This is a genomic window from Crenobacter luteus, assembly GCF_004345725.1.
Taxonomy (GTDB): Bacteria; Pseudomonadota; Gammaproteobacteria; order Burkholderiales; family Chromobacteriaceae; genus Crenobacter; species Crenobacter luteus.
Map to the genome: position 1 here is coordinate 64,812 of NZ_SLXG01000009.1, position 22,487 is coordinate 87,298.

Below are 22,487 nucleotides of genomic sequence, written 5' to 3' on the forward strand. Positions count from 1 at the left end.
GCGGACGAGGCTCAGTCGCGCCGCCACATGCCGGTCGACACGTAGCGCTCGCCGCCGTCGTTGAGGAAGGTGACGAGGCGCGCCGGCCGGCGCGCCGTGGCGACGCGCAGCGCCGCGTGCACGAAGGCGCCCGACGACGGCCCGACGAACAGGCCCAGCGCGGCGAGCCGCCGGCACATCGCGACCGCCTCGTCGGCGCTCACCGGGCAGGTTTCGTCGATCAGGGCCTCGTCGAGCAGCTCGGGCACGATGTCGCCGGGTTCGCCGTAGGGCTTGAGCCCCTCGATGCCGGGAAAGGTCTCGGGAATCACCGCGGCGACGCGCAGCGCCGGGTCGAGTTCGCGCAGGCGCCGGCCGGCGCCGGTCAGCGTGCCGCCGGTGCCGATGCCGGCCACCAGCGCGTCCGGCGGCCCGAGTCCGCGCTCGGCCAACTGCGCGACGATCTCGCCGGCCGTGCCGTCGTAGTGCGCCAGCCAGTTGTGACAGTTCGAATACTGGTCGCAGTGCCAGTAGCGGTCGGGGTCGGCGCGCGCCAGCCGGCGCGCCTCGCGCAGCGCGAAGTCGTAGCCCTCGATCGGGTCGGTGACGACGAGCTCGGCACCGTGTGCGCGCATCCGCTCGAGCCGCTCGCGGCTGGCGTTGCCGGGCACGACGATGGTGACGCCGACGCCGAGCGCGGCGCCGAGCATCGCGTACGAGATGCCGGCGTTGCCCGACGACGAGTCGAGCAGCCGCCGCCCGCGCGCGAAGGTGCCGGCCTGCCACGCCTCGAGCAGCATGCGCGCCACCGGCCTGTCCTTGATCGAGCCGCCGGGGTTCACGCTCTCGAGCTTGGCGAACAGCCGGCTGCCGGCCGGCAGCTCGGCCAACGTCAGCTCGACTAGCGGCGTACGGCCGATGCGCTCGATCAGCGCGCGCGCCGCCGCCGGCAGCGTCGCCGCGTCAAGCCGCATGGCAGAAGCGCTCGTAGTCGACATAGCCGGGGAAGGTGCGGCCGGGCGCGCAGTAGGCGCAGTGCGGGTCGGGCGCGAGCGCAAGCTCGGTGAACTCGGCCCGGAGCGCGTCGTAGCACAGCAGGCGGCCGACCAGCGGGTCGCCGATGTCGAGCAGGAGCTTGATCGTCTCGACCGCCTCGATCAGGCCGATGACCCCCGGCAGCACGCCGAGCACGCCGGCCTCCATGCACGAGGGCGCGAACTCCGGCGGCGGCGGCGCCGGATACAGGCAGCGGTAGCACGGCCCGCGCCGCTTCGCATAGCCGGGCCAGAACACGCTCGCCTGCCCGTCGAAGCGGTAGACCGAGCCGTGCACGTTCGGGATGCCGAGCTTCACGCAGGCGTCGTTGACGAGGTAGCGCGTCGGGAAGTTGTCCGAGCCGTCGACGACGACGTCGTAGCCGGCGAAGATCGCCTCGACGTTGGCGCTGCTGAGCCGCTCCTCGTAGCTGTCGACCCGGACGGTGGGGTTCAGCGCCTCGAGCGCCTGGCGCGCCGAGCGCACCTTGGGCAGACCGACCTTGGCCTCGGCGTGCAGGATCTGCCGCTGCAGATTGCTGCGCTCGACCACGTCGGGGTCGACGATGCCGAGCGTGCCGACACCGGCCGCCGCCAGGTAGACGGCCGCCGGGCAGCCGAGCCCGCCGGCGCCGACCAGCAGCACGCGCGCCGCCAGGAGCCTCGCCTGCCCGGCCTCGCCGACCTCGGGTATCGCCAGGTGGCGCGCGTAGCGCTCGCGATCGGCCGCGCCGAGTGCCGACGGCCGCTCGACGGGCAGGCCCTCGGCCTTCCAGCGCGCGAAGCCGCCGGCCATCGAGTAGAGCGTCGTGTAGCCCATGCGCGCGAGGCTGTCGGCGGCGAACAGGGAGCGCGTGCCGCCGTTGCACATCACGACGAGCGCCTGATCGAAATCGGGTACCGCGTCCTCGATCCGTAGTTCGAGAAAGCCGCGCCCGAGCCTGAGCGCGCCGGGCGGGCTGCCCTGCGCGATCTCGTCGGCCTCGCGCACGTCGACCAGCGCCGCGCCCCTGGCCTGCAGCGCCAGCGCCTCGGCCGGGCCGACCTCGGCGATGCGCGCCCGCAGCTCGGCCAACGTCCTGTCCTTCGCCTTCATCGTGTCCCTCCCGCGACCGCCGGCACGATCGACACCACGTCGCCGTCGGCCAGCGGCGTCGCCAGCCCGGCGAGCGTGCGCACGTCGTGCGTGCCGACGTAGAGGTTGACGAAGGCGCGCGGCCGACCCGCCTCGTCGAGCAGGCGCTCGGCGATGCCTTCGTGCCGCGCGGCCAGCTGCGCGATCGCCTCGGCCACCGTCGCGGCCTCGAGATCGACCTCGGCGGCGCCGGCGGTATAGCCGCGCAAGGGGGTGGGAATGCGGATGCGCACGCTCATGACGCGATCTCCTCCCGTTCGAAGGCCGAGCCGGCCAGCCGCCACGAGGCGAGCTCGCGCACGCCGTCGCGCGCGACCGACAGGATCAGGTAGGACCAGCCCTCCCACGCGGCGGCGCGGTCGGTCTCGCTCGGCGCAGCCGGATGGTCGGGATGGGTGTGCCAGACGCCGACGATCTCGCGCCCGGCCGCACGCGCCTCAGTCTCGGCCGCCAGGTAGTCGGCCGGGTCGAGCTCGTAGCGGTCGCGCGCGCGCTCGCGGTTCAGATTGCGCGCCGTGCGCATCGCGTCGACGCGGCAATCGTCGCCGTCGCGCGCGCCGATCAGCAGGCCGCAGACCTCGTGCGGATAGCCGGCGCGCGCGGCCGTTTCCAGCTCGGCGCGCACCGGCGGCGGCAGTCGCAGCGTCGCCATTTCGCCCTCCACCCGCGCCCGGCGCGGGCTAAGTCTTTCCGTACCCCAGTATAGAACCGCCCCCCGACGCGGCCCGCCCGCTCGCGAGCAGGCCCGCGCCGGCGCGCGCGAGCACGACGGCGTTCAGGCCGTGCCACGCGAAGTGCGTGCCCAACGGCCAGGCGGCGCACCAGGCGTTGTCGACCGAGCGCAGCGCCAGCGACACGACGAACAGCGCGGCGGCGGCGCCCAGGTCGCGCGCGCCGGCGCGGCCCGCGTCGCGCTCGGCCGCGAACATCGCCGCCAACACCGCCAGCGCCGGCAGGTAGCCGAGCGAGCCGTTCAACCACGCCGGGAACCCCGACGCGACGACGCCGGCGGCGACGAAAACCAGTAGCGCGGCGGCGACCGCGACGCGCGGCCAGCCGGCGACGCCGCGCGCGTAAGCCGCGATGAAGGTCAACTGGAACAGCAGGATGGGCAGCACGTCCAGCCACTCGGCCCAGCCGGCGCCGGTCAGGTGGAAGACGAAGCTGCCGGCGCCGATCAGCGCGGCCAGCCCGGCGAGCACGCGTCCGCGCGCGCGCCATGCGCCGGCGGCGTCGGCGCGTCGCCACAGCCAGACGGCGGCGGCGAGAAAGGCAAGGTCGCTCAGCGTGTTGACCGGCTCGGCCCACAGGCCGGCGGCGAGGCGCTCGCAGTAGAGGTCGACGTCGGACATGGCGTTTCGTGGCGGCAAAAACGCCAGCGTAAGCGCGCCGCGTTACACGCGGGATGGCCGAGCCGTCTTGCCCGGCGCGGCCGGGATCGGGAGATCGCCGCGGCCGGCCTCAGGCCGGATCCTGCGTCTCGCCGCCCGGCTTGACGAAGGAGACCGGCGGCCGCCCGGCGGCGCTCGCCGCGGCGTTCAGCGCGTCGACCGCCGACGCCAGTTCGCCGTTGAGGCGGTGCAGCTCGGTCGACAACGCCATCGCCAGCGCGGTGTCCATCTCGCACAGCGAATCGCCCGGCCCGCGCGCGACCGCGTCGTGCAGCAGCGAGGCCAGCGCGTAGGCGGCACCGTAGCGTTGCTCGCGCAGCGTTTCCATGTGTTCCAGCGCCGCCTGGTAACGGCGGATCGCGTCGCTGTTGCCCGTCTCGTCCATCTTCGTCCCCTCCGATCCCGCGCACGGTGTGCGGCCATTTCATCTTAGCCGGCGGCGGCGGGCGCCTTGTGCCGCTTTCACGCCCGGGACGCCCGGCTTATGGTTAAAGCCGGACCATGCGCTGCCCGTGCGGCGGCCTACACGGGAGAGATTCCATGCACTATCTGCTGTTTTACGAGCTCGACCGCAACTACCTGCTGCGCCGCGGCGAGTTTCGCGACGCCCACCTGGCGCTGGCCTGGGAAGCGCACGCGCGCGGCGAACTGCTGCTGGCCGGCGCGCTGGGCGATCCGGTCGACGGCGCGGTGCTGCTGTTTTCCGGCCCGACGCCCGGCGTGGCCGAGCGTTTCGCCCAGGCCGACCCCTACGTGAGCCACGGCCTGGTCACGCGCTGGTGGGTACGCGAGTGGAGGACGGTGGTCGGCGACGGCGCCGTCGAGCCGACGCGGCCGCACGACTGGGGCTAGGCAGCGGGCGCGTCGCACTTTCGCCGCTTTTCGCTGTCGAAACAGGCACATGGGCGCGCCGATCCGGCGGCGCGCGAAACCGGGGAGATGGCCATGGATCTTCACATGCATTCGCACCAGATGACGCACCGACTGCCCGACTGGCGGGCTGCCGCCCTGGCCGGCCTCGCCGGGGGCGTGGTCTTCCTCGTGCTGGCCATGCTGATGGCGTCGCTGACGGGCGCCGGCCTGTGGTCGCCGACGCACCACATCGCCGCGATCGTGATGGGGCCGGGGGCGCTCGCCGCGCCGGCCGCGTTCGACTTCGGCGTCGCGCTCGCCGCGCTGGCGGTGCACTTCGCGCTCGCGGTCGCGCTGGGCTTGCTGCTCGGCCTCGTCATGGCGCCGTTCCACTTCGACTCCAGCTGGGGCATGGCCTCGCTGGTCGGCGCGGTGTTCGGGCTGGCGGTCTACCTCGTCAACTTCTACGGCATGACCGCCCTCTACCCGTGGTTTGCCGAGCTGCGCGGCTGGCCGATGCTGATCGCGCACCTGGCTTTCGGCGTGGTGACGGCGGACGCCTACCGGCAAATGGAGGTCGACGACGGCGAAGACGCTCCGTCGCTGATGCGCTGACGGCGGCGCGCGACGCGCAGGCCCGGACGAAGTCCGGGCTTTTTCGTCGGCGCCGCCGGCAAGCAAACCGACGGGTTCGGCCAAGCTTGGGCACGGGGCGGCTTCAGCGCGCCCCGGGCGACGGCGGATTGAGGATGGCGACGACCTCGTCGTCGTCGACCTGCGGGAAATCGCGGTAGAACTGCCCGACCGCCTGGAAGGCGGGCGGCGCTTCGAGGCAGACCACCTCGTCGGCGTAGCGCGATACCGTCGCCAGCGTGTCCGGCGGCGCGACCGGCACCGCGCACACCAGCCGCGCCGGCCGCTGCGGGCGCAGCGCCGACAAGGCCGCGATCATCGTCGCGCCGGTCGCCAGCCCGTCGTCGACGACGATCACCGTGCGGCCGGCGACGTCGGGGCGCCGGCCGCCGGTGTAGCGCCGCCGCCGCTCGCGGATCCGCGCCAGCTCGCGTTTGGTCTGCTCGGCCAGGTAGGCGTCGTCGGCACCGGTCTGGCGCGCGAAGTCGTTGACGAAGACGCGGCCGGCCTCGTCGACGGCGCCGATCGCCAGCTCGGGCTGCAAGGGCGCGCCGAGCTTGCGCACCAGCACCACGTCGCAGTCGCCGCCGAGCGCGTCGGCGAGGATGCGCGCCATCGGCACGGCACCGCGCGGAATCGCCAGCACCAGCGGGCAGCTGGTGCCGTAGGCGGGAACGAGGCGCGCGGCGAGCATGCGCGCGGCGTGTTCACGGTCGTTAAATTGCATGAAGGGCCTCCGGCGGATGCGGCGCAGCGAACGGCTCGCGCCCTCCTAAGACTAGCTCGGCCAACCTTGCCGTGCGGCGCCACGCGTTTATCATGACCGCATCCTGACCCTGCGCAAGGCCCCGCGATGATCACCGTCCACCACCTGAACCATTCCCGCTCGCAGCGCGTGCTGTGGCTGCTCGAGGAGCTGGGCCTGCCCTACGAGGTCCGCCACTACCAGCGCGACGCGAAAACGCTGCTGGCGCCGCCGGCGCTGAAGGCGGTCCACCCGCTCGGCAAGTCGCCGGTGATCGTCGACGACGGGCGGGTCGTCGCCGAGTCGGGCGCCATCGTCGACTACCTCGTCGAGCGCTACGGCAACGGCCGCCTGCAGCCGCAGGACGAGGACGGCCGGCTGCGCTACCGCTACTGGCTGCACTACGCCGAGGGTTCGCTGATGCCGCCGCTCGTGATGAGCCTGGTGTTCGCCCGCCTCGCCCGCCCGCCGATGCCGATGCTGTTGCGGCCGGTCGCGCGGCTGATCGCGGCCGGCGTGCAAAAGGGCTACCTCGCTCCGCAACTGCGGCTGCACCTCGACTACCTCGAGGCCGAGCTGTCCGAGCGTGCGTGGTTCGCCGGCGACGCCTTCAGCGCCGCCGACATCCAGATGAGCTTTCCGCTCGAGGCGGCGCTGACGCGCGGCGCGCTGGCCGAGCGCCACCGCCACCTGAAGGCCTTCCTCGCGCGCATCCACGACCGGCCGGCCTACCGCCGCGCGCTCGACCGGGGCGGGCCGTACGAGCTGCCGCGCTGACGCTTACCAATTGTCACCGCCGCGCACTTGCTGCGTCAGCGCGGAGTCCGTAAGGTCGGCGCGTTTTCTGCAACGCGATGACCGGGAGGCCGCCATGAAGCAAGACGACAAACACATCCGCTACCTGGCCGAACACCTCCTGCACACCGGCATCGGCGGGCTGGGCGAGCGCGAGCGGCACGCGCTGATGCGCATCTCGCGCCGGCTGCAGGCGACGCGCAGCGACGCCGTACTGCCCGAGGAAGGCGTGACGCTGGGAGAGCGGCTGGCCGACCGCGTCGCCGAGTTCGGCGGCTCGTGGACCTTCATCGGCCTGTTCGCCGCCTTCCTGTCCGGCTGGGCGCTGATCAACTCCGAACTGCTCGGCGCCAGGGCCTTCGACCCCTACCCCTACATCTTCCTGAACCTGATGCTGTCGATGCTGGCGGCGATCCAGGCGCCGATCATCATGATGTCGCAGAACCGCCAGGCGGCGCGCGACCGGATGACGATGATCCGCGACTTCGAGGTCAACCTGAGGGCCGACGCGTCGATCGACGAGCTGCACAAGCGCATCGACCACCTGACCTGGCAGGTGCTGTCCGACCTCGACCAGATCAAGCGCGGCCAGCGCGACGCGGCTGGCGGCGCCTGAACCGGCGCGCCCCGTAAAAAAGCTCGGCCAACCTTTGAGGGTTGGCCGGGCTTTTTCGTTGCCGGACGACGGCTCACGGCGTCACGAGCGCGACGGTCGCCAGAAAGTCGTTGCCGTAGCGGCGCACCAGCTTTTCCAGCGCCGGCGCGATGCGCGGCCACTGCGCCTCTACGAGCGCCAGCGCCGCGTCGGCGTTGCCGGTCGACGTGGCGAAGAAGGCGTCGACGGCCGCCGGCTCGAGCCGGAAATTGGCCGGGTAACCGTCGAGGCGCGCGTTGACCAGGATGATTTCGTGACGGTCGATGCGCGCGGCGATGAAGCTCATCATGGTCTTGCTCCCGCGAAGGCTCGGCCAACGTTGGCCGAGCGTCGGTTGAAATCGGGCGGACAGGAAACCGGACGGGCGAGGCGGCGCCAGTGTCGGCGTAGCGACCGGACAGGCAGCACCGCGTCAACGCTGGCCGCGTTGTGCCGGCGGCTCAGGCACCGATCAGCCGCGCCTTGGCGGTCCGGCCCTTGATGCCGCCCTCGGCCAGGCGCTTGAGCGCCTTTTTCGCCAAGCCGCGCTCGACGGCGACGTAGCTGACGTGGTCGAACAGCGCGATCTTGCCGACCGCGCTGCCCGGCAGGCCCGCCTCGCCGGTCAGCGCGCCGAGGATGTCGCCGGGGCGCACCTTGTCCTTGCGGCCGCCGAGGATCTGCACGGTGACCATCGCCGGCGTCAGCGGCGCCGGGTCGGCCGGCGGCAGCTCGGCCAGTTGCGCCCAGCGCGCCGGGCGGCCCTGGTAGTCCTCGATCTGCGCGACGCGGCGGCCGTCGAGCGGCGTCGCGAGGCTGACCGCGCGGCCCGACTCGCCGGCGCGGCCGGTGCGGCCGATGCGGTGCACGTGCACCTCGGGGTCGGGCGTCAGGTCGACGTTGATCACCAGGTCGAGCCCGGCGATGTCGAGCCCGCGCGCGGCGACGTCGGTGGCGACCAACAGCGTGCAGCTCTTGTTGGCGAAGCGCACCAGCACCTCGTCGCGCTCGCGCTGCTCGAGTTCGCCCGACAAGGCCAGCGCGGCGATGCCCTCGCCGCTCAGCGCGTCGACCAGCTCGCGGCAGCGCGCCTTGGTGTTGCAAAAGGCGATCGCCGACTCGGGGCGGTGGTGGCGCAGCAGCCGCGCGACCGCGGCGGCGCGCGCCTCGGGCTCGACCTCGTAGAAGGTCTGCGCGATGCGCTCGTCGCCGTGCTGCGCCTCGACCGACACTTCGAGCGGATCGGCGAGGAAGCGCGCGCTCTGCTGCCGGATCGCATCCGGGTAGGTGGCCGAGAACAGCAGCGTCTGGCGCGCGCGCGGGCAGGCGTCGGCGATGCGCGCCATTTCGTCGTAGAAGCCCATGTCGACCATGCGGTCGGCCTCGTCGAGCACCAGCGTCTTGAGCGAGTCGAGCTTGAGCGTGCCTCGCTCGACATGGTCGAGCACGCGGCCGGGCGTGCCGACCACCACCTGCGCGCCGTGCTCGAGCGAGATGCGCTGCGGCGCGATCGGGCTGCCGCCGCACAGCGTCAGCACCTTGATGTTGTCGGCGAAGCGCGCCAGGCGGCGGATCTCCTTGGCGACCTGGTCGGCCAGCTCGCGCGTCGGGCACAACACCAGCGCCTGCGTGCCGAAGTAGCGCGGGTTCAAGCGCGCCAGCAGGCCGAGGCCGAAGGCGGCGGTCTTGCCGCTGCCGGTCTGCGCGCGCGCGATCAGGTCGCGGCCGGCCAGCAGCGCCGGCAGGCTGGCGGCCTGGATCGGCGTCATCGTCGCGTAGCCGAGGCGTTCGAGGTTGGCCAGTTGCGCTGCCGGCAGCGGCAGGCTGGAAAAAAGATCAGTCATCACAAGGACTTGGCGCGAAGAAAAGGGGCCGAGTGTAGCAGGCGCGCGCCGCCGCGGCCAGCCGCGCGCCGGGCCGGAAACGAAAAAACCGGCCGCGCGGGCCGGTTTGCCGGGCGTGGCGGCGCTCAGAAGGCGCCGAGGCCCTTGAGCATCACCGCGAGGATCAACAGCGGCGTCACCCAGCGGGTGACGAAGAACAGCACGTCGAGCACGCCCCTGTTGGCGAGGCGGCCGCCGTTGGACAGCGCCTCCTCGAAGCGCGGCCGGCCCCACACCCAGGCGACGAACACCGTCAGGCCAATGCCGCCGACCGGCATCAGGATGTTCGACGACACGTAGTCGAACAGGTCGAAGGCGTTCAGGCCGAACAGCGTCCAGTGCGCGGTCAGGCTGTTCGACAGCGCGCAGACCGAGCCGATCGCGGCCAACAGCGCAAGGTTCACCACCACCGCCTTCTTGCGGCTGACGCCGAGCCGCTCGCTCATCACCGACACCGGCACCTCGAGGATGGACAGCATCGCGCCGGTGGCGGCGATCGCCGCCAGCACGAAGAACAGCACCAGGAACAGTTGGCCGAACGGCATGTTGGCGAACACCGCCGGGATGGTGATGAACAGCAGCGACGGCCCGGCCTCGGGCTTGAAGCCGAAGGCGAACACCGCCGGGAAGATCGCGACGCCGGCGAGCATCGACACGAACAGGTCGGCGCTCATCACGCGCAAGGCGGTCGCCGGCACGTTCTCGTCGGCGCGGAAGTAGCTGCCGTAGGTCATCATCGTGCCCATGCCGATCGACAGCTTGAAGAAGGCCAGCCCCATCGCGGTCAGCACCACCGCCGGCGTGATGCGCGAGAAATCCGGCGCGAACAGGAATTCGAGCCCGGCCGACGCGCCCGGCAAAGTGAGGCTCCTGACGCCGATCACGATCAAGAGCACGAACAGCAGCGGCATCAGCTTCTTGGTGACCGCCTCGATGCCCTTGGATACGCCCATCAGGATGATGCCACCGATCAGGAGCAGCACCACCCACTGCCAGGCGAGCGAGGCGACCGGGTCGGACACCAGGCTCGCGAAGGACTGCGACGCCTGCGCCGGGTCGGTGGTCAGGATGTCGCCGGCGGCCGCCTTGAAGATGTAGGCGAACACCCAGGCGGCGACCTCGGAGTAGAAAGCGAGGATCAGGAAGGCCGCCAGCACGCCGAAGGCGCCGATCAGCCACCACGGCTGACGGCGAGGCGCGAGCCGCACCAGCGTCGTCACCGCGTCGGCCTTGGCGCGCCGGCCAAGCATGATCTCGGAGATCATCACCGGCAGCGCGACCAGCAGCGTCGCGACCAGATAAACCAGCAGGAAACCCGCGCCGCCGTTGGCGCCGGTCAGGTAGGGGAATTTCCAGATATTGCCGAGCCCGACCGCCGAGCCGAGGGTGGCGGCGAGCACGCCGAAACTCGATGTGAAGCCGTCGCGCGCCGGTTTGGCGACGGCGGAAGGTGCAGCTTGCGTCATGAATCGCCTCGTGGGGTTTTCGCGGGCCGCCTGACCGCTCGTGGCGGGACGGCGCCGTGTGGCCAGCAGGCCGGGGCGCGCATTGTGCCGCCGTCCCCGCCACCGCACAAGCCGTCGCCGCCGGACGACGCTTCAGTCTAGGCCGGCGCGGTTGACCCGGCGCGAGCCGTCCGTCTTAACTGGAGCATGACGCCCTCCCCGGCGGCGTCACCCGAAGGAGGCGTCATCGATGCCGCACGGCGCGTTCGCCGAACTCTCCCTGCTCCTGATCGTCGCCGCGGCTGCCGGCGCCGTCGCGGTGCGTTTGCGCCAGCCGGTGCTGATCGCCTACATCGCGATCGGCATCCTCGCCGGGCCGGCCGGGCTCGGCCTGGTCGCCGCGCAGGACCAGGTCGATCTTCTGGCCCGCATGGGCGTCGCGGTGCTGCTGTTCGTCGTCGGCCTCAAGCTCGACCTGCAGCATGTGCGGCATATCGGCCCGGTGGCGCTGGCCACCGGCCTCGGCCAACTGGGCTTCACCATCGCCTTCGGCTTCGTGCTGACGCTGCTGTTGGGCAAGGGCGCGCTGGAGGCGCTCTACATCGCCGTCGCGCTGACGTTTTCCAGCACCATCATCATCGTCAAGCTGCTGTCCGACAAGCGCGAGCTCGACAGCCTGCACGGCCGCATCGCCGTCGGTTTCCTGATCGTGCAGGACCTGGCGGTGGTGCTGGCGATGATGGCGATGAGCGCGCTGCGCGGTGGCGACGGAGCGCCGGCGTCCGCCGTCGCGCTGTCGCTGGCCTGGCGGGTCGGCGCCGCCGCCCTGCTGCTCTACCTGCTGATGCGCTTCATCCTGCCCGGCCTCGTCCACCTGATGGCGCGCTCGCAGGAATTGCTGCTGATCTTCGCCGTCGCCTGGGGGACGGGCCTGGCCGCGCTGGGCGAGGCGGCCGGCTTCAGCCAGGAGGCCGGCGCCTTCCTCGCCGGCTTCTCGCTGGCCTCGACCCGCTACCGCGACGCGATCAACGCGCGCCTGGTCGGGCTGCGCGACTTCCTGCTGCTGTTCTTCTTCATCGACCTGGGCTCCCGGCTCGACTTCGCGACGCTCGGCGGCGAACTGCTGCCGGCCGCCGTGCTGTCGCTGTTCGTGCTGCTCGGCAACCCGCTGATCGTGATGGCCATCATGGGCTATATGGGCTACCGCAAGCGCACCGGCTTCCTGGCCGGGCTGACCGTGGCGCAGATCAGCGAATTCTCCATCGTCTTCGTCGCGATGGGCATCTCGCTCGGCCACGTCGGCGTCGGGGCGCTGGGGCTGACCACCCTGGTCGGGCTGGGCACCATCGCCGCGTCGACCTATATGATCTTGTACTCGCAGCCGCTGTACGAAAAACTGTCGCCATGGCTGGGCATTTTCGAACGGCGCCACCCGCACCGAGAACTTGCGATGGAAAAACGGCATCGAAACGCTGAACCGGTCGACGTCGTCGTGTTCGGCCTCGGCCGCTACGGCGGCAGCCTGCTCGAACGGCTGCACGAGAGGAACGTAGGCGCACTCGGCGTGGACTTCGACCCCGAAACCGTGCGCCGGCTGCGCCGCCGCGGCCTGCCGGCGCACTTCGGCGACGCGGAAGACCCGGGCTTTCTCGAGTCGCTGCCGATCGGCGAACTGCGCTGGGCGGTCAGCACCCTGCCGCAGTGGGACACCCGCGCGCTGTCGCACGCGCTGCACGAGGCCGGCTTTCGCGGGCGCGTCGCCGGCGTCGCGCGCGACGAGGCGCACGGCCAGACGATGCGCCGCGCCGGCGTCGACAAGGTGATCGACCCCTACGCCGACGCTGCCGGGCGCGCGGCGGACGAACTGGCCCGCGAACTCGACGACAAGGGAGAGAGACGATGACCGCTATCCGCCACCTGCTGGCCGCCACCGACCTGTCGGCCCCCGCCCGCCACGCCGCCCAGCGCGCCGCGCTGCTGGCCCGCGAGCGCGGCGCCACGCTCGAGCTCCTGCACATCGCCAGCACCGCACCGCTGGACAAGCTACGCCGCCTGGTCGGCGAGCTGCCCGGCGGCGTCGAGGATCGGGTGCTCGACGCGCTCCGTCACGACGTCCTCCTCCTGGCCGAGGAACTGCATGTCCGGTACGGCGTCGCCGCCGGCGTGCGCATCGCCAACGGCGCCATTCCGCAAGAAATCCACGAAGCGGCGCGCAAGACCGGCACCGACCTCGTCGTGCTGGGCGCGCGCGGCGCGAGCTTCATGCGCCACCTTCTGCTCGGCTCCACCGCCGAAAGGATGGTGCGCAAGATCCGCCACCCGATGCTGGTCGTCAAACAGCCTCCGCACGACGCCTACCGCCGCGTGCTGGTGCCGGTGGACTTTTCCGCCTCGTCGCTGCCGGCGCTGCGACTGGCGCGCGCCGTCGCCCCGGCCGCCCACATCGTACTGCTGCACGCCTTCGACGTACCCTTCGAGGGCAAGCTGCGCCTGGCCGGCGTCGACGACGGCGCGATCGGCCATTACCGCACCGCCGCGCGGCAGGACGCGCTACAGAAAATGGCACGGTTGGCCGACGCGGCGGGACTGGCCCCGGGCGAGGCGACGCCGACCGTGCTGCACGGCGACGCCTGGCTGCGCATCCTCGAACAGGAGCAGGAGCAGGACTGCGACCTGATCGCGATGGGCAAGCACGGCGAAAGCATGCTCGAGGACATGCTGCTGGGCAGCGTCACCCGGCACGTGCTGGCGAACGCCCAGAGCGACATCCTGGTGTCGGTGGCCGGCGGCTGAAGCAAGCGACCGTGCCGAGGAACTATCCGCGCGGCGCGATTGTCGATATAATCGCGATACCACATCTGGGGGCGACCTGGTTTCGACGGGGGTTGCGAAGCGGATGAGGGCATACCGGGATTTCAGTCACCCCGTAAAACGCTGAATTTATATAGTCGCAAACGACGAAACTTACGCTCTGGCCGCTTAATTGCGCCAGACACTGCAACGGTTCGCTGATGGGCCGGGTGGGTCAAACCACTGCAGTGTCACTTTACATCAGCTAGCTCTGTGTCGGGTCGCTTGACCCAGGGCGAAACTCAAGGCGACTCGCCTATGCTCAGCCTGCCCGTCGGCGGAGTAGCAGGTCAAATCCAAACGACACGGCTAAGTATGTAGAACTCACCGTAGAGGATTTCCGGACGCGGGTTCGATTCCCGCCGCCTCCACCAAATCCGGCTTTCATGACGTGTCATGAGAGATCAAAACCCGCAAGGCTTCTGGCTTTGCGGGTTTTTTGTTGCCTGGAGCTGTTTCAGCACGTACGCTCAATCCCCGTTCTGACTTGCCAGTTGGATTGTTTATGCCCGACGAAAAAACTCTACCGTCCTCGCGAAGCTGGCTGAACCGGACGGTTGCCGGCGCCGGCGTAACCAGCGCCTTGGGAGATTTCTGCTACGAAACGACTACCGTCATCCTGCCCGGCTTTCTGGCCGTATTGGGCATCCCGGCGGCGGCGCTCGGCCTGATCGAGGGTGTCGCCGATGCGGTGGCGAGCTTCACCAAAATGCTATCGGGTTATATTGCCGACAAACTCGGACACCGCAAGTTGCTGGTCCTGGCCGGCTACGGGCTGACCCCTCTCGGGCAGGCATTGATCGCGCTGGCGACGGGCTGGCCGTTGATCTTGCTCGGACGCATGGTGTCCTGGTTCGGCAAAGGCTTGCGCGGACCGCTGCGTGACGCCATCGTCATCCAGGCGGTCAGCCCGGCAACGCGCGGGCGGGCATTCGGTTTTCACCGCGCGGCCGATACGGTGGGGGCGGTTTTCGGCCCGCTGCTCGGGGTAGCTTTGCTTGGTAGCGCGCAGAGCTGGCACTGGGACGATGCGGCCGGGCCGTTCCGCTTCGTGTTGTGGCTGTCGCTCGTCCCCGGCGTGCTGGCCGTGCTGGCTTTTCTTGTTCTGGTCGAGGACCCCCGCCGCTCGGCCAACCCCAAGCTGAAGCTTCTGGGCTCACTGCGCGCCCTGCCCGGCCGTTTCAAGCGCTACCTCGGGGCGATCGGCCTGTTCGGGGTCGGCGACTTCTCGCACGCGCTGCTGATCCTGGCGGCAACCACGCTGCTGACCCCGACGCTGGGAGCGGTACAGGCGGCACAGGTTGCGGGGCTACTCTATGTGGGGCGCAATGTGGTCCAGGTTGCCGCCTCGTGGCCGGTCGGCTGGCTGGCCGACCACGTCGGCCACCTGCCGGTGCTGGTGGCCGGTTACGCGCTGGGCGCCACAACGGCCACCCTGACGGCACTGGCCTTCTGGGCGGGCGTCGACAGCGTCGCGTGGCTGGCTGTCGTATTCTTTTGCGCCGGCCTCTACGTCGCCGTGCAAGAAGCGCTGGAGGCGACCGTCACCGCCCAGCTGGTTCCCGCCGAAACGATGACGTTCGGCATTGGGGCTATGGGTACCGTCAACGGCTCGGCCAAGTTCCTCTCCAGCGCCACCGTCGGCGTGCTCTGGACGGCGGCCTCGCCGACGCTCGCCTTTGCGCTGGCCGCCGCCCTCATGCTGGCCGGGACGCTGGCGATCTTCCGGGTCGGCCGCCGATGAATCGCCTGACGCTCGAACGCCATCAGGTCTGGCTCTACCTTGCCGCCATCTCCGGCGGCCTGGCGCTGGGCAGCCTGCGGCCGCACATTGCGCCGGCCCTGGAGGCGCTATTGTGGCCGTCCCTGGCGACGCTGCTTTACACGACCTTTGTCCAGGTGCCGCTGCTGCACGTTCGCGACGCCTTCGGCGACCGGCGTTTCGTACTGGCCGTCCTCGTCGGCAACTTCGTGCTGATCCCGCTGGCGGTGTGGCTGGCGCTGCCGACCTTGCCCGACGAACCGGCCTTGCGCCTTGGCGTACTGCTGGTCCTGATGGTGCCCTGCACCGACTGGTTCATCACCTTTACCCAGCTTGGCCGGGGCGACGGCGCACGGGCCATCGCGGTGACGCCGCTGAACCTCTTGCTGCAGTTGCTGCTGCTACCGGTTTATTTATGGCTGATGCTGCCGAGCGCGGACTTCGGCGCGGCGCTCAACCCCGAGGAAATGCTGCCTGCCGCGCTGTCCCTAGTCGGCCTGCCGCTGGCCGCCGCCGCGCTGACCGAGCGCTGGGTCGAGGCGCAGGCGGCGCGATCGGTCTGGCGCGAACGCCTCGGCTGGTGCCCGGTCCCGCTGCTGACGCTGGTGGTGTTCCTGATCGCGGCGACGCAGGTCGGCGCGGTCAGGGGCGCCGGCGCGCTGCTGTTGACCGTGCTGCCGCTGTTTGTCGGTTTTCTGCTGATGGCCTGCTTGCTGGCGCTCGCCCTCAGCCGCTGGCTGCGTCTGCGACCGGATGCTGGCAGAACGCTCGCCTTCAGCTTCGGCACCCGCAACTCTTTCGTCGTGTTGCCGTTCGCGCTGGCGCTGCCGGCCGGCTGGGAGGCGACCGTGGTGGTGGTCGTGTTCCAGTCTCTGGTCGAACTGTTCGGCATGGTGGGCTATCTGTGGTGGCTGCCCAAGCTGCCCTTCGGAACGGGAACGGGCCCGCACCGCGATAGCGCAGCTAGGGGTTGAGCATTTCGCTCGTCAGCAGGAAGTCGTGCCCGCCGTGCCGGGCGACGAACCCTTCGACGCGCGGCACGAAACGCTCCCAGTGGCGTTTCAGCCCGGCGACCGCGTTTTCGATTCCGGTCGACTCGATGCCAAGGAAGTCGTCGACCGCGTCGGCGGCGATATGAAAATGCACCGGCACCTTGTTGTGCTCCGCGTGGACCATGATCTCGCGGCGCCCGTCGGGTCGCGCGTCTATCAGTTCGAGCACGGCAGCCTCCCGTTGCAGCGGCAAACGATGGAATCTGTTCCGTTCTAGCACACGCCGCACAGGAGCCCGCCGGGCGTGTCCGGCTTGACGCGCACCCGGTGCGCGCGGCATGTTGGACGGCGGGCACAACGACGGGCGGCGCGCCGCTCCACCGAAGAAGGAGTCGACATGGATCTGGGCATCGCCGGCAAACACGCGCTGGTCTGCGGCGCGAGCAAGGGACTGGGGCGCGGCTGCGCCGAGGCGTTGGCCGAGGCCGGCGTGCACCTGACGCTGGTTGCACGCACCGAGGCGCCTCTGCTGGCGGCGGCCGACGAGATCCGCGCGCGCCACGGTGTGACGGTGACGCCCGTCGCCTGCGACATCACCACGCCCGACGGGCGCATCGCCGCGCTGGCGGCCGCGCCGGCGCCGGACATCCTGGTCAACAACGCCGGCGGCCCACCGTCGGGCGACTTCCGCGACTGGGCGCGCGAAGACTGGCTGCGCGCGATCGACGCCAACATGCTGACGCCGATCGAGCTGATCCGCGCGACCGTCGACGGCATGATGGCGCGCGGCTTCGGCCGCATCGTCAACATCACCAGCTCGGCGGTGAAGGCGCCGATCGCCGAGTTGGGGTTATCGAACGGCGCGCGCTCCGGGCTGACCGGCTTCGTCGCCGGCTTGGCGCGCAAGACGGTCGGCCACAACGTGACGATCAACAACCTCCTGCCGGGCATGTTCGACACCGACCGGCTCGCGTCGCTGATGGCCGGCCGCGCGACGGCGCAGGGCCTGTCGGTCGACGAGGCGCGCGCCCGGATCGCCGCCGGCATCCCGGCGCAGCGCTTCGGCCGCCCCGAGGAATTCGGCGCGCTGTGCGCCTTCCTGTGCAGCGCGCACGCCGGCTACCTCACCGGCCAGAACATCCTGATCGACGGCGGCCACTACCCGGGCGTGTTTTGAGCGCCAACGCGGCCGGAGCCGAGACCCGGCCGCCCTCCCCGCGATCGCTTCGCGCCGGCCAATCACCTACCGTGAACACCACCCCGCGGCACGACCGGCCGATGCTATGCTGTCGGGCTGATTTTTCTCTCCCCCTCCCCCATGCGCTTGCTCAAGGACCTGTCCGCGTCGGCCGTCGTCGCCGGCTTCGTCACCGTGCTGGTCAGCTTCACCAGCTCCGCCGTCATCGTGGTCCAGGCCGCCGGCACGCTCGGCGCGACGCCGGCCGAGACCGCGTCGTGGATGCTCGCGCTCGGCCTCGGCATGGGGTTGACCTGCATCGGCCTGTCGCTGCGCTACCGGGTGCCGGTGGTCACCGCGTGGTCGACGCCCGGCGCGGCGATGCTGATCACCAGCGCGTCCGGCGTCGCGATGAGCGACGCGGTCGGCGCCTTCCTCGTCTCGGCCGCGCTGATCACGCTGTTCGGCTTCACCGGCTGGTTCGAGCGCGCGATCCGCCGCATCCCGGTCTCGCTCGCGTCGGGCATGCTGGCCGGCGTGCTGCTGCGCTTCGGCCTGGACGTCTACGCCGCGATGAAGACGCAGTTCGGCCTGGTGTTCGCGATGTTCTGCGTCTATCTGGTCGCGCGGCGGCTACAGCCGCGCTACGCGATCGTCGCGACGCTCGCCGCCGGCGTCGCGTTCGCCTTCTTCCACGACCAGCTGCGCCTGGCGGGCCTGAGCTTCGCGCTGGCCGCGCCGGTATTCACGATGCCGACCTTCTCGACGGGCGCGCTGATCGGCGTCGCGCTGCCGCTGTTCATCGTCACCATGGGCTCGCAGAACGTGCCGGGCGTCGCGGTGATCCGCGCGTCGGGCTACCAGGTGCCGGTCTCGCCCTTGGTCGGCTGGACCGGCGTGGCGACCTTGCTGCTCGCGCCGTTCGGCGCCTACGCGCTGAACCTCGCGGCGATCACCGCGGCGATTTCGCTCGGCCGCGAGGCGCACGAGGACCCGGCGCGCCGCTACGTCGCCGCGGTCGCCGCCGGCGTGTTCTACCTGGCGGTCGGCGCCTTCGGCGCGACGGTCAGCGCGCTGTTCGCCGCCTTTCCGAAGGAGCTGGTGCTGGCGATCGCCGGGCTGGCGCTGCTGGGCACCATCGGCAACGGCCTGGCGGCGGCGCTGCGCGACGACGCCGAGCGCGAGCCGGCGCTGATCACCTTCCTCGTCACCGCGTCGGGCGTCACGCTGTTCGGCGTCGGCTCGGCGTTCTGGGGCCTGGTCGCCGGCGTGCTGGCGCTGTTGGTCCTCAACGCGCGGCGCCAGCCGGCCTGAGCCGCGCCGCGCGAACGGCTTTTCCAGACCACAAGGCTCGGCCAAGCTCATGCAGTTGGCCGAGCCTTTATGATTGCGGCCATGACCGTCCCGAATCAGCGCGCGCCCGCGCTGCCGGTCGCCCAGCGCCGGTAGTCGCCCGGCGTAACGCCGAGCGCGGCGCGGAAGCGGTTGGCGAGGTGGCTGGCGCTCGCGTAGCCGCAGGCGGCGGCGACGTCGGCCAGCGGCGCGTCCGGCCGCGCGAGCGCCTCGCGCGCGCGCTCGAGCCGGCGGCGCATGATCCACGCGTGCGGCGGCAGGCCGAAGGAGGCGCGGAACATGCGCGCGAAGTGGTATTCGGACAGCGCGAGTTCGGCCGCCAGTTCGGCGACGGTCAGCGCGCTGTCCAGCCTCGCCTCGACCAGCTCGCGCACGCGGCGACGCTGCGCCGGCGCGAGCCCGCCCTTGACGACGAGCGGACGGCGCCGGCCGGTCTGCGTCAGCATCAGGTGGGCGAGCGCTTCGTGGCCGAGCGCGTTGCCGGTCAGCCGGCCGTCGGCGTCGCGCCAGTCGAGCGCGGCCAGGCGCCGGCACAGCGCGGCGAGCCGCGCGTCGTCCATATAGGTGCGGTCGTTGAGGGCGAGTTCGCGCGGCTCGCGATCGAGCATCGTCACCGCGAGCGCGCCGAACTGCTCGGGCGTGAAGTAGAGGTGGAGAAAGCGGATGCGACCGTTGATCTGCCAGTACGACTCGTGCTCGGCCGGCAGGATGCACAGTTTGTCGGGCGCGCCGCGCTGCTCGGCCAGACCGCGGCGCACGATGCCGAAGCCGCCCTCCAGATACAGCGACAGCGTGTGGTGGCCGGGCCGGCGGTAGACGGTATCCTCCAGGCGGTTGCGCTGCCAGAGCGCGGCGACGAGACCGTCGCCGAGCGGCGCGCGGCGTTCGAGATCGGCGTGCGAGCGGGTGAGCGTGTCGAAGACCTGCAGCGTGGACATGGCGTTTTCCTCCAGCGCCAGTGTACGCCGCGCCGGCGCGCCCGACGGCGGGAGGGCGGAAAAAAACGCAGGATTCTGCAAGCGCGCGGGCGCCACCGCCGGCGACACTGGCGCCGTTCCCGTCCACCCGGAGACCATCCATGAACGCGCTGCTCTACCTGTCGACCGTGCTGATCTGGGGCACGACCTGGATCGCGCTCAAGTGGCAGCTCGGCGAAGTCCCGATTCCGCTGTCGATCGCCTACCGCTTTCTCGTCGCCGCGGCGCTGCTGTTCGCGCTGCTCGCCCTCGCGCGCCGGTTGCGCGTACCGCGCGGCGAGGCGGCCGGGCTGGTCGCCGCGCAGGGGCTGTTCCTGTTCTGCCTGAACTTCCTGTGTTTCTACCACGCCAGCCGCTTCATCCCGAGTGGCCTCGTCGCGGTGGTGTTCTCGACCGCGACGCTGTGGAACGCGCTGAACGCGCGCGTCTTCCTCGGGCGGCGCGTCGCGCCCCCGGTGCTCATCGGTGGCGCGCTGGGACTGGCCGGCATCGCGCTGCTGTTCTGGCCTCAGCTTTCCGGCCACGCGGCCGACGCCGGCACGCCGACCGGCCTGGCGCTCGCGCTGGCCGGTACGCTGTGCTTTTCCATCGGCAACCTGTTGTCGAGCCGGCTGCAGGCGCTGGGGCTCGCGCCGCTCGACACCAACGCGTGGGCGATGCTCGCCGGCGCGGCCATCCTCGTCGCCGGCTCCGTTGTCGCCGGCCTGCCGTTCGCGATCGACGCCTCGCCGCGCTACCTGGCCGCGCTGGCCTACCTGGCGATTCCCGGCTCGGTGATCGGCTTCACCGCCTACCTGATGCTGGTCGGCCGGCTCGGCCCGGAACGCGCCGCCTACTGCACCGTGCTGTTCCCGGTCGTCGCGCTCAACGTGTCGGTGTGGTTCGAGGGCTACCACTGGACCGCGCCGGCGCTCGCCGGCCTCGCGCTGGTGATGGCGGGCAACGTGCTCGTGTTCCGGCACAAGCCCGCCACGCCCGCCCCGGCCCGCGCCTGAGCGCGGACGATCTCGGCAAGCGCCCCACGGGGCGCTTTTTGTTTGACCTGGATTAAGGCACGCCGCCGCCGCGACGCTCACGCTGGAGGCGCCAGCAAGGCATTGGCATTTTGCGCTGCAATATAGGCCCGGTTACGTCATATAATATTCACTTCACGTCATCGTCGCCCGCCGTTAGCACCGGGCGGCGCCGCAACCAGGAGAACGGCATGCTGCAAGGATTGAAGGTCCGCCACAAACTCTACGTCGGCTTCGGCGTCATGGTCGCGCTGATCGCCAGCACCGCCGCACTCAGCCTCGCGAAGCTGTCCGACATGCACGAGCGGCTCGGCCTGATCGTCGACGACCGCTACGCCAAGGTGGTGATGGTCGACGACGTGATCCGCAACATTCTCGACAACGCGCGCCACATCCGTGACGGCATCCTGACCGGGCAGCCCGGCGTCTGGGAGGCCAAGCTGGCGCTCATAGAAGCCAACCGCGCCGACAACGACAAGAAGCTGAACCAGCTCGCCGCGCTGATCCACACCGACGAGGGCAAGGCGCTGCTGGCCGGGGTCACCGCCACGCGCCAGGCGCTCGCGCCGCTGTACGCGCCGCTCTACCAGCTGATCCGCGCCGACCGCGACGAGGAGGCGCTCGCCTTCCTCTACGCCCGCTTCGTGCCCGCCAACGAAGCACTGTGGAAGGCAACCGAAAAGCTCGGCCAGTACCAGGAACAGCTGATGAAGGACACCCAGGCCGAGGCGCAGGCCGCCTACGAGCGGCAGGTCATGCTCCTGGCCGGCCTGTGCGCGCTCGCCGTCGCCGCCGGCCTCGCGCTCGCCTGGCTGATCGCGCGCGCGATCGGCGCGCCGCTGTCGCGCGCCGCCGAGCTGGCGCACGACATCGCCGCCGGCGACCTGAGCCGCGCGGTACCGCTGCCGGCGCGCGCCGGCGGCGAGGACGAAGTGACGGCACTGCTGCGCGCGCTCGAGACGATGCGCGGCCAGCTACACGACACGCTGTCCCTGCTGCAGCGCAACGCCGACGCGGTCGCCGGCACCGCCGACAAGCTCGACTGCATCGCGCGCGACGTCGGCGCCAGCACGCAGCAGCAGTCGGAGGCGACCGCCAACGCGGCGGCGACCATCGAGGAGCTGACCGTCAGCGTCAACCACATCGCCGACAGCGCCGACGAGGCCGCCGTCGAGGCGCAACGCGCCGGCGAGCGCGCCCAGCAAGGCAACCGCAGCGCGGCCGCCTCGCGCGAAACCGCCGAAACGGTCGCGACCGTGGTCGGCGAGACCTCGGCCAACCTCGGCCAGCTGTCGCGCACCGTCGACGAAATCGGCGCGATCACCGCGCTGATCCGCGACGTGGCCGACCAGACCAATCTGCTGGCGCTGAACGCGGCGATCGAGGCGGCGCGCGCCGGCGAGCAGGGCCGCGGCTTCGCGGTGGTCGCCGACGAGGTGCGCAAGTTGGCCGAGCGCTCGTCCAAGGCGGCGCAGGACATCAACGCGCTGATCGACGCGATCCAGCACGGCACCCGCACCGCGCAGGACAGCATGAGCCGCAGCCTAGAGCAGGTCGGCGTGGTCGGCCGCGTGTCGGCCGATACCGCCGACGCCATGCAGGAGATCGACGCGGCGACGCGCACCGTCGACGACGCGATCCGCCACATCCACAGCGCGCTCGGCGAACAGCGCAGCGCCAGCCAGCTGTTGGCGCACAGCATGGAGGAAGTCGCGCAGATGGCCGAAAGCAACAACGGCACCGCGCGCCAGCTGGGCGACGCGGCGTCCGAGCTGACCGGCCTGTCGCACGCGCTCAAAGAAAGCGCCGCCCGCTTCAAGCTCGCCTGATCCCTCCC

24 protein-coding genes and 1 other RNA gene are annotated in these 22,487 nt (G+C 71.0%); 13 read left to right on the plus strand and 12 right to left on the minus strand.

The genetic code is table 11. The features are described 5' to 3' along the window. Window positions 1-11: 11 nt before the first annotated feature. From EV683_RS07325 to EV683_RS07350, 6 genes are all read right to left on the minus strand, one after another. A complete protein-coding gene (locus EV683_RS07325; protein ID WP_131862340.1) occupies window positions 12-953 on the minus strand; it encodes a PLP-dependent cysteine synthase family protein in 942 nt (313 codons plus the stop codon). Next, window positions 943-2,109: a molybdopterin-synthase adenylyltransferase MoeB gene (moeB, locus tag EV683_RS07330; RefSeq protein WP_131862341.1), complete on the minus strand. Its 1,167-nt coding sequence runs from the start codon at window positions 2,107-2,109 to the stop codon at window positions 943-945. Before moeB ends, EV683_RS07325 begins: the two co-directional genes overlap by 11 nt. After that, window positions 2,106-2,387: a MoaD/ThiS family protein gene (locus tag EV683_RS07335; RefSeq protein ID WP_131862342.1), complete on the minus strand. Its 282-nt coding sequence runs from the start codon at window positions 2,385-2,387 to the stop codon at window positions 2,106-2,108. Before EV683_RS07335 ends, moeB begins: the two co-directional genes overlap by 4 nt. Beyond that, the gene (locus tag EV683_RS07340) at window positions 2,384-2,800 is read right to left on the minus strand and encodes a M67 family metallopeptidase (protein WP_131862343.1); all 417 of its coding nucleotides are present in this window, start codon (window positions 2,798-2,800) and stop codon (window positions 2,384-2,386) included. Before EV683_RS07340 ends, EV683_RS07335 begins: the two co-directional genes overlap by 4 nt. 28 nt (window positions 2,801-2,828) lie before the next feature. After that, complete coding sequence (locus EV683_RS07345) at window positions 2,829-3,500, minus strand: ceramidase domain-containing protein (protein WP_131862344.1); 672 nt, start codon at window positions 3,498-3,500, stop codon at window positions 2,829-2,831. A gap of 109 nt (window positions 3,501-3,609) precedes the next feature. After that, a complete protein-coding gene (locus EV683_RS07350) occupies window positions 3,610-3,924 on the minus strand; it encodes a hypothetical protein (protein ID WP_066609627.1) in 315 nt (104 codons plus the stop codon). A gap of 155 nt (window positions 3,925-4,079) precedes the next feature. Here EV683_RS07350 and EV683_RS07355 point away from each other — a divergent pair, with 155 nt between their 5' ends. After that, window positions 4,080-4,391, plus strand: a complete 312-nt coding sequence (locus EV683_RS07355) for a YciI-like protein (protein ID WP_131862345.1) — start codon at window positions 4,080-4,082, stop codon at window positions 4,389-4,391. Window positions 4,392-4,484: 93 nt separating this feature from the next. Then, on the plus strand, window positions 4,485-5,006 hold the full coding sequence (locus EV683_RS07360) for a hypothetical protein (RefSeq protein WP_131862346.1): 522 nt from the start codon (window positions 4,485-4,487) through the stop codon (window positions 5,004-5,006). 103 nt (window positions 5,007-5,109) lie between these two features. Here EV683_RS07360 and EV683_RS07365 read toward each other — a convergent pair whose 3' ends face one another. Next, a complete protein-coding gene (locus EV683_RS07365) occupies window positions 5,110-5,751 on the minus strand; it encodes a phosphoribosyltransferase (protein WP_131862347.1) in 642 nt (213 codons plus the stop codon). A 126-nt stretch (window positions 5,752-5,877) separates the two neighbouring features. Here EV683_RS07365 and EV683_RS07370 point away from each other — a divergent pair, with 126 nt between their 5' ends. Both EV683_RS07370 and EV683_RS07375 read left to right on the plus strand, forming a co-directional pair. Further along, on the plus strand, window positions 5,878-6,546 hold the full coding sequence (locus EV683_RS07370) for a glutathione S-transferase family protein (protein WP_131862348.1): 669 nt from the start codon (window positions 5,878-5,880) through the stop codon (window positions 6,544-6,546). Window positions 6,547-6,640: 94 nt separating this feature from the next. Then, entirely contained in the window at window positions 6,641-7,180 is a 540-nt protein-coding gene (locus tag EV683_RS07375; protein WP_066609635.1) for a DUF1003 domain-containing protein, read from the plus strand. Window positions 7,181-7,253: 73 nt separating this feature from the next. Here EV683_RS07375 and EV683_RS07380 read toward each other — a convergent pair whose 3' ends face one another. The 3 genes from EV683_RS07380 to EV683_RS07390 form a co-directional block, all read right to left on the minus strand. Further along, window positions 7,254-7,508, minus strand: coding sequence for a hypothetical protein (locus EV683_RS07380; protein WP_131862349.1), 255 nt, complete (start codon window positions 7,506-7,508; stop codon window positions 7,254-7,256). A gap of 151 nt (window positions 7,509-7,659) precedes the next feature. Continuing rightward, window positions 7,660-9,042 carry an ATP-dependent RNA helicase DbpA gene (gene dbpA / locus EV683_RS07385; RefSeq protein WP_207910419.1) on the minus strand — a complete coding sequence of 461 codons (1,383 nt, stop codon included), beginning with the start codon at window positions 9,040-9,042 and terminating at the stop codon, window positions 7,660-7,662. Window positions 9,043-9,167: 125 nt separating this feature from the next. Further along, window positions 9,168-10,547 (minus strand): sodium-dependent transporter, encoded by a 1,380-nt coding sequence (locus tag EV683_RS07390; protein WP_131862351.1) that lies wholly within the window; start codon window positions 10,545-10,547, stop codon window positions 9,168-9,170. Window positions 10,548-10,776: 229 nt separating this feature from the next. On the opposite strand from EV683_RS07390, the gene EV683_RS07395 reads away from it, so the two are divergent. From EV683_RS07395 to EV683_RS07415, 5 genes are all read left to right on the plus strand, one after another. Continuing rightward, a complete protein-coding gene (locus EV683_RS07395; protein WP_131862352.1) occupies window positions 10,777-12,429 on the plus strand; it encodes a cation:proton antiporter in 1,653 nt (550 codons plus the stop codon). Next, window positions 12,426-13,319 (plus strand): universal stress protein, encoded by an 894-nt coding sequence (locus EV683_RS07400; RefSeq protein WP_066609648.1) that lies wholly within the window; start codon window positions 12,426-12,428, stop codon window positions 13,317-13,319. Before EV683_RS07395 ends, EV683_RS07400 begins: the two co-directional genes overlap by 4 nt. 67 nt (window positions 13,320-13,386) lie before the next feature. Beyond that, window positions 13,387-13,750: a transfer-messenger RNA gene (gene ssrA, locus EV683_RS07405) on the plus strand. Between the two features lie 131 nt (window positions 13,751-13,881). After that, a complete protein-coding gene (locus EV683_RS07410) occupies window positions 13,882-15,120 on the plus strand; it encodes an MFS transporter (protein ID WP_131862353.1) in 1,239 nt (412 codons plus the stop codon). Continuing rightward, entirely contained in the window at window positions 15,117-16,112 is a 996-nt protein-coding gene (locus tag EV683_RS07415; RefSeq protein WP_131862354.1) for an arsenic resistance protein, read from the plus strand. The genes EV683_RS07410 and EV683_RS07415 overlap by 4 nt, the downstream gene beginning before the upstream one ends. On the opposite strand, the gene EV683_RS07420 is transcribed toward EV683_RS07415, so the two are convergent. Continuing rightward, a complete protein-coding gene (locus EV683_RS07420; RefSeq protein WP_131862355.1) occupies window positions 16,102-16,359 on the minus strand; it encodes a hypothetical protein in 258 nt (85 codons plus the stop codon). The two genes, EV683_RS07415 and EV683_RS07420, sit on opposite strands and share 11 nt — an antisense overlap. A 168-nt stretch (window positions 16,360-16,527) precedes the next feature. Between EV683_RS07420 and EV683_RS07425 the strand changes: the two genes are divergently transcribed. Continuing rightward, window positions 16,528-17,307, plus strand: a complete 780-nt coding sequence (locus tag EV683_RS07425; RefSeq protein WP_131862356.1) for an SDR family oxidoreductase — start codon at window positions 16,528-16,530, stop codon at window positions 17,305-17,307. 141 nt (window positions 17,308-17,448) lie between these two features. After that, window positions 17,449-18,621, plus strand: a complete 1,173-nt coding sequence (locus EV683_RS07430) for a benzoate/H(+) symporter BenE family transporter (RefSeq protein ID WP_131862357.1) — start codon at window positions 17,449-17,451, stop codon at window positions 18,619-18,621. 95 nt (window positions 18,622-18,716) lie between these two features. On the opposite strand, the gene EV683_RS07435 is transcribed toward EV683_RS07430, so the two are convergent. Continuing rightward, window positions 18,717-19,598 (minus strand): AraC family transcriptional regulator, encoded by an 882-nt coding sequence (locus EV683_RS07435; RefSeq protein ID WP_131862358.1) that lies wholly within the window; start codon window positions 19,596-19,598, stop codon window positions 18,717-18,719. A gap of 140 nt (window positions 19,599-19,738) precedes the next feature. Here EV683_RS07435 and EV683_RS07440 point away from each other — a divergent pair, with 140 nt between their 5' ends. Both EV683_RS07440 and EV683_RS07445 read left to right on the plus strand, forming a co-directional pair. After that, a complete protein-coding gene (locus EV683_RS07440; protein ID WP_066613735.1) occupies window positions 19,739-20,632 on the plus strand; it encodes a DMT family transporter in 894 nt (297 codons plus the stop codon). Between the two features lie 209 nt (window positions 20,633-20,841). After that, complete coding sequence (locus EV683_RS07445) at window positions 20,842-22,479, plus strand: methyl-accepting chemotaxis protein (RefSeq protein ID WP_131862359.1); 1,638 nt, start codon at window positions 20,842-20,844, stop codon at window positions 22,477-22,479. Window positions 22,480-22,487 lie beyond the last annotated feature (8 nt).